Origin of the sequence: Ruminococcus sp. CAG:330 (assembly GCF_000437175.1) — a bacterium.
In the GTDB taxonomy this organism is placed as follows: domain Bacteria; phylum Bacillota; class Clostridia; order Oscillospirales; family Ruminococcaceae; genus Ruminococcus_C.
Window position 1 is genome coordinate 19,899 of record NZ_FR898017.1, and the last position, 7,261, is coordinate 27,159.

Consider the following 7,261-nt stretch of genomic DNA (forward strand, 5'->3'; position numbering starts at 1 on the left):
GGGGCTCTGTAGAATAAATGAATATATTATATGTTTCTAAAATTGACGGAAGGCCTTGGAGTGGACCATCATATAGCGTTCCAAATCAGGTTAAGTCACAGGCGAAGTTTGACAATGTGCTTTGGTATAATTTAGTTAATACTCCTATTCCAGAAGGGAAAAGCAATGTTGAGAAATGGCGTCAAGAGAAATACTATATTGACCTAACAACTGTTCCATCAGGAAGAATCAAAGATCTTCCGCATCCTTTTTCAAATCCGGATTTAATAATAGTTGAACAAGGATATCCGTTTGCAAGGGAAGCAATCAGACGTGAGATTATGAAACTTAATGTCCCGTATATTGTTGTTCCGAGAGGTGAGCTTACTGCGTCTGCGCAAAGCAAGAAAAAAATAAAAAAAATCATAGGAAATATAGTACTTGGGTATTATCGGTTTATGGGAAAGGCCAAAGCAATACATTTTCTTACTGAACAAGAGAAAAGAGAAACTTCTGAAAAATGGAATAAAAATAGAATTGTTATACCTAATGGCACTATCGTTCCAAGTAGAATACAAAGGGATTATCAAAAAGACCAGATTAAATGCGTGTCGATTGGTCGAATTGAGCCGTATCAAAAAGGCATTGACTTGCTGATAGAAGCTTGCATTGAGATTAAGCAGCAACTGATAGATAACAATGTGACCATTACATTCTACGGATCAAATCAAGAAGGAAAACTTGATGAATTAAAGAAGATGATTACGGATAATGGTATGACTGCCATTATATCATTTCACGATGGTGTGTTTGGACAAGAAAAAGAGGATGTTCTTATATCTGCTGATGTATTCTTAATGACCTCTCGTTTTGAAGGACATCCAACAGGATTACTTGAAGCCTTGGCATATGGATTACCTTGTTTGGTTACAACTGGATCTAATATGAGAAAAGAAGTTGAAGCCACAAACTCTGGTTGGGGAACTGATAATGATGTGGACTCAATAAAGACTACCATACTGAAAATGATATCAGAAAAACAATCGTTTAAGAACAAGGGCGAAAATGCGTATATTCTTTCATTAGAATATGATTGGGATGCTTTAGCAAAGAAAGCACATGAAAGCTATGAGAAAATGGTTCATTAATCGGAATTTGGAGAAGTTAACATGACGATATATTTGTTACTTATAATCTTCTATTATTGCATGAGCTTTTCTGAAGATTCCAGATCTCTTGATAATAAGAGCAAGAGAATTCGAAGTTTTATATTAATACTACCAATGTTTCTATTAACGGCTTTTCGTGGAATAAATGTTGGAACAGACACAACACAGTATTATAGAATTTATTATCTTTATAATTCGTATTCGGAATTGTTGAGCAGGTTAAAAACTTCTGAAATAGAACCTGGCTATCTAATCCTTAATTATATAGGAAATCATTTAGGTCTTTCTTATAATCAATTTCAAATTATAGTGGCTTTGATTATATACGCAGCAATTTACTATATTTCTGTTAAGTATTCTAGCAATACGGCGTATTTTTGTTTCCTACTTATGACGACTCGCACAATGTTTTCAATAATGAATATATCCAGATCTTGGATAGCAACTTCTCTGATCATTATATGTTCTATCAAGTTCATTGAAAAGAGAAAGCCAATATTATTTTGCCTTTCTGTCATAGCGGTCTCTCTTTTAATACATAAATCCGCCATAGTATTTTTGCTTCTTTATCCAGTAGCCCACACCAGAATCAACAGAAAAAAAATATACGCTTTATTGGCATCGACTTTTATTGCTTTCTTATTCGGCAAGCGCTTCTTCAATCTAATGATTGCAATTATTGGTAAGTATGATTCTTTTGTCGAAAATGGTTATAATGAAACCGGCTTGGCGGTTATAATGAATCTTGCTATGCATGCATGCTTTTTGGCCATTATTATCAGGATGTATTATAATGTTGTAGTGAAAAGAACTGATGCTAATAATCAAGAAGAAGTAGATTATAATATCATGATACCAGTTGCTTGCTCGATTATTGTGGTTTGTATTGATATTATAGGATTGCGATTAAATGTTGCTAATAGAGTTTCGATTCATTTTACGCCTTTGTTTTTGATTTCAATTTCAAATGCTTTCGCGTTAATGAAAAAGGATAAGGGATATTACCTACTTAAACTGATAGTATCAGGAATGCTAATTGCTTACTTTGTTATTATACTTGTATATAGAAGTAACTGGAATTCAGTTGTTCCCTATACCACGTTCTTTACAGCGACATAAGGAAAAATTAGATTATTATCAAACATAAAGGAGAGTATATGAATAAAACGATTCGTAAAGCTTCTCGGCTAATACCAGATAGGTTATATCTAAGCTTACTGTATTATAAACACTTTCATAAATTTCCTAACTTTAATAGTCCACAAACATTTAATGAAAAATTACAGTGGCTTAAATTGTATGATCGTCGTCCAGAATATACGAAGATGGTCGACAAATACGCTGTTAAGCTATATATCGCAGAAGTAATTGGTGAGGAATATGTTATACCCACACTTGGAGTATGGGATAGGTTTGAGGATATTGACTTTAACAAACTACCGGATAGATTTGTTTTAAAATGCACACACGATTCGCATAGTGTGATCATCTGTAAAGATAAAGCCAAGCTTGACATTGAATCTGCAAGACAAAAGCTGACTAGCAGTCTAAGTAGAAACTTTTTCTATTATGGCAGAGAGTGGCCATATAAGAATGTTCCACCTAGAATTATTGCTGAAAAATACATGGAAGATGCAAAAGTCAGAGAATTAAGGGACTATAAAATTTATACGTTCAATGGCAAAGCCAAATTTTGTATGATAAACACGGATAGAGGTACGGATACAAGAGCCGATTATTTTGACGAATCCTATAATTGGCTTGATTTTACATGGGGTTATTCTCATGCAGATGTCAAACCAGAGAAACCGGCAAATTACGAGAAAATGTTTGAACTTGCAGAAAAACTTGCAAAGGGAACAGCAACATTAAGAGTTGACTTTTACGAAGTAAATGCACAGGTTTATTTTGGAGAGTTGACTTTCTTTGATGCAAGTGGTTTTGATAAAATAATTCCGGAAAGTTATGATTTGAAATTTGGTTCGTGGATAAAACTTCCTGATAAGAAAGGATAAGTCAATATAATGGCTGGGAGAGGTAAAAAATTAGCACTAAATACCATAACATCACTTGGATTACAAGTGGTAAACGTCATATGTGGTTTTATATTACCACGTTTGATACTTGAGTCATTTGGTTCTGATGTCAATGGCCTTGTAAATAGTATCACGCAGTTTCTGGGGGTCATAACACTTTTGGATTTGGGCGTTGGTGCTGTTGTACAATCTGCTTTGTATAAACCATTGGCTGAAAATGATACTGATATGATTAGCAAGATATATGTGTCTGCAAATAAGTTTTTTAGGAGACTTGCAGAAATACTGTTGGTTTATGTGGTATTACTTATGATATTTTATCCGATGCTTGTCAATAAAAGTTTCGGTCATATGTATACCGCATTGTTGATTGCAGCTATTTGTATCAGCTCTTTTGCTCAATATTATTTTGGTATAGTAAATAGTCTGCTTTTAAATGCGGATCAACGAGGATATATTCAATATACTGCACAGATTATCACACTGATTCTTAATACAATAGCTTGTTATGTTGTAATCAAGTTGGGTGCTTCTATCCAGATTGTCAAACTGACAACATCGTTGATATTTTTGCTTCGACCTTTTTTTCTTGTGCTTTATGTAAAAAAACACTATGCGATAAACAGAAAAATTACATATACTGAAGAACCCATAAAGCAAAAATGGAATGGAATGGCGCAGCATTTTGCAGCCTATGTTCTTAGTGGAACAGATAATATTGTATTGACATTGTTTTCCTCTCTTGCTAATGTATCCATTTACTCTGTGTATTATTTAGCCATTGCTGGAGTTAGGAGTGCATTGTTATCTATGACAAATGGATTCCAATCTCTTATAGGAGAGATGCTGGCAAAAAAAGAAACGGCAAAGCTTAACAACTTTTTCGGATATGTTGAATGGTTCCTGCATACTGGTACAACATTAGTTTTTGGTTGTACTGGTGTTTTACTTGTAAATTTTGTAAGGGTGTACACAAATGGAATCCATGATGCTGATTATATTCAGCCATTATTTGCAGTTCTGATAACTATTGCAAATGCGGGGCATTGTCTTAGATTACCATATAATATTTTAATTTTAGCAGCTGGACATTACAAGCAAACGCAGAGTAATTACATTGTAGCAATGATTTTGAATATTGTTGTTTCAATTGCAACTGTTAAAATATGGGGACTTGTCGGAGTGTCAATTGGTACTCTTGTAGCCATGGCGTATCAGACAGTATGGATGGCGAGATATGATTCAAAGAACATTATTTGTTGGCCGTTTAAGAATTTCTTAAAACAGTGTGGGGTTGATGTAATAACAGTAATCGTTGCAAGCCTTGCAACATTTAAAATACCAATGTTGTCTGTTTCTTATGTTTCGTGGTTTTTGCTTGCTATTGAAGTGTTTGCTGTTTGGCTTGTAATTGCTATTTTAATAAACAGTGTTTTTTATCGTGAAAGAGTATTATCTATGTTTAGAAGGGTAAAAGGGAGATTTGTAAAATGAAAACAATCTTAGTCACCGGCTCAGCCGGTTTCATCGGAAGCAACCTTGTAAAAGAACTTCTGAAAACAAACGAAACAATAAATATCATCGGTTTTGACAGCGTAAACGACTACTATGATGTATCCATAAAGGAATATCGTCTTGCTGAAATCAATAAGTTGGCAGAATCAAAGCCGAATTGCAAGTATATGTTTATCAAAGGCAATCTTGCAGATAAGGCATTGATAGAGAAAATATTCACAGAAAACAAGATCGATATTGTGGTAAATCTTGCGGCTCAGGCAGGTGTTCGTTACAGCATTACAAATCCTGATGCATACATTGAATCAAATATCATCGGTTTCTATAATGTTCTGGAAGCTTGTAGGAATCATCCTGTGGAACATTTGGTTTATGCAAGTTCGTCAAGCGTGTATGGTGGCAATAAAAAAGTGCCTTTCAGTACAGATGATAAGGTGGACAATCCTGTCTCACTTTATGCAGCAACAAAGAAAAGTGATGAGCTTATGGCTCATGCCTATTCAAAACTCTACAATATTCCGTCAACAGGACTTCGTTTCTTTACAGTTTACGGCCCTGCCGGTCGTCCTGACATGGCGTACTTTGGTTTTACTAACAAGCTTGTAAACAATGAAACTATCAAGATTTTCAACTATGGTAACTGTAAGCGAGATTTTACATATGTTGATGACATCGTTGAAGGTGTAAAGCGTGTTATGATGAGTCCGCCTGAAAAGAAAAATGGTGAGGACGGACTTCCGATACCTCCTTACAAGATCTACAATATAGGCAACAACAATCCGGAAAATCTCCTTGACTTTGTACAGATCCTTAGTGAAGAATTGATCCGTGCAGGTGTATTGCCGCAGGACTATGATTTTGATGCACATAAGGAACTTGTACCAATGCAGCCAGGTGATGTTCCGGTCACATATGCCGATACAAGTGCATTGGAAGCAGACTTTGATTTCAAACCGAGTACAAGCCTTAGAGAAGGACTCAGAAAATTTGCAGAGTGGTATAAAGAATTCTATCAGATATAAGGGGGAGAGGATTTTTATGAAAATCGCAGTAGCAGGAACAGGATATGTAGGGCTGTCAATTGCAACATTACTTGCACAGCATAATACAGTAACAGCAGTAGATATAATACCTGAAAAGGTAGACCTTATCAATAACAGAAAGTCGCCGATCCAGGACGACTACATCGAAAAATACCTTGCCGAAAAGGAACTTGATTTGACAGCGACACTTGATGCAGAATTGGCATATAAAGATGCGGATTTTGTGGTTATTGCAGCACCGACCAACTATGACAGCAAGAAGAATTTCTTCGATACAAGTGCTGTGGAAGCGGTTATTGACCTTGTCATGAAGTATAATCCGAATGCCATTATGGTAATCAAATCCACAATTCCGGTAGGCTATACCAAAAGCATTCGTGAAAAGACAGGCAGTAAGAATATCATTTTCAGCCCTGAGTTTCTGAGAGAATCCAAGGCTCTGTACGATAATCTCTATCCGTCCAGAATTATTGTGGGAACGGACATGAACGATGAAAGACTTGTTGAAGCTGCCCACACATTTGCAGGACTTCTCCAGCAGGGTGCAATTAAGGAAAATATCGATACACTGTTTATGGGCTTCACAGAGGCAGAGGCTGTCAAACTCTTTGCCAATACATATCTCGCCCTCAGAGTGTCATATTTCAACGAACTTGACACCTATGCAGAAATGAAAGGTCTGAATACACAGCAGATCATTGATGGTGTGTGCCTTGATCCAAGAATCGGTACACACTATAATAACCCTTCATTTGGTTACGGCGGTTATTGTCTGCCGAAGGATACAAAACAGCTTCTTGCAAATTATGCTGACGTGCCGCAAAATATGATGTCTGCAATTGTTGATTCCAACCGCACAAGAAAAGATTTCATTGCTGACAGAGTTCTCGAAAAAGCAGGCTATTACAGTTCAAACAGCGAGTGGAATGCTGATTCTGAAAAACAGATCGTGATCGGTGTTTACCGTCTGACGATGAAGTCCAACAGCGATAACTTCCGCCAGTCCTCGATTCAAGGGGTTATGAAGCGAGTAAAGGCAAAGGGAGCATCAGTTATCATCTATGAGCCGACATTAAAGGACGGTGAAACATTCTTCGGAAGCGTTGTAGTCAACGACCTTACAAAATTCAAGGAAATGTCTGATGCGATCATTGCAAACAGATATGATTCCTGTCTTGATGATGTAGCAGAAAAGGTCTACACCAGAGATATTTTCAGAAGAGACTAAAAGAAGTAAAACATGTGCGGAATTGTTGGGTTTACAGGAAAAAATGAAGCAGCACCGATTCTTTTGGACGGTCTGTCAAAATTGGAATACAGAGGATATGATTCAGCTGGTATCGCTGTCCGAAACGGCGATGCAGAGCCTGAAATCGTCAAGGCAAAGGGTAAACTGAAAGTTCTGAAGGAATTGACCAATGACGGAAAAGCGGTCAAAGGTAGTTGACGAAGCTTGGTTTTTACTTCTCTGATCGTTGGCATATTCTCAGCTCCTTTCGGGGTAAATCCCTTTGGAACT

General features: G+C 36.5%; 6 protein-coding genes and 1 pseudogene. All 7 read left to right on the plus strand.

Annotated features, from left to right (window positions below):
* Positions 1-17 precede the first annotated feature (17 nt).
* Entirely contained in the window at positions 18-1,127 is a 1,110-nt protein-coding gene (locus QZL66_RS02960; RefSeq protein ID WP_022410279.1) for a glycosyltransferase family 4 protein, read from the plus strand.
* 60 nt (positions 1,128-1,187) lie between these two features.
* Positions 1,188-2,267: an EpsG family protein gene (locus QZL66_RS02965; protein WP_293601802.1), complete on the plus strand. Its 1,080-nt coding sequence runs from the start codon at positions 1,188-1,190 to the stop codon at positions 2,265-2,267.
* 38 nt (positions 2,268-2,305) lie between these two features.
* Positions 2,306-3,163 (plus strand): ATP-grasp fold amidoligase family protein, encoded by an 858-nt coding sequence (locus tag QZL66_RS02970; RefSeq protein WP_022410281.1) that lies wholly within the window; start codon positions 2,306-2,308, stop codon positions 3,161-3,163.
* Positions 3,164-3,172: 9 nt separating this feature from the next.
* On the plus strand, positions 3,173-4,678 hold the full coding sequence (locus QZL66_RS02975; protein ID WP_022410282.1) for a lipopolysaccharide biosynthesis protein: 1,506 nt from the start codon (positions 3,173-3,175) through the stop codon (positions 4,676-4,678).
* Positions 4,675-5,721: an NAD-dependent epimerase/dehydratase family protein gene (locus QZL66_RS02980; protein WP_022410283.1), complete on the plus strand. Its 1,047-nt coding sequence runs from the start codon at positions 4,675-4,677 to the stop codon at positions 5,719-5,721. The genes QZL66_RS02975 and QZL66_RS02980 overlap by 4 nt, the downstream gene beginning before the upstream one ends.
* Positions 5,722-5,737: 16 nt before the next feature.
* Entirely contained in the window at positions 5,738-6,970 is a 1,233-nt protein-coding gene (locus QZL66_RS02985) for a nucleotide sugar dehydrogenase (RefSeq protein ID WP_022410284.1), read from the plus strand.
* A gap of 12 nt (positions 6,971-6,982) precedes the next feature.
* A pseudogene (locus QZL66_RS02990) lies at positions 6,983-7,186 on the plus strand (glutamine--fructose-6-phosphate aminotransferase); the annotation flags it as partial.
* Positions 7,187-7,261: the final 75 nt, after the last annotated feature.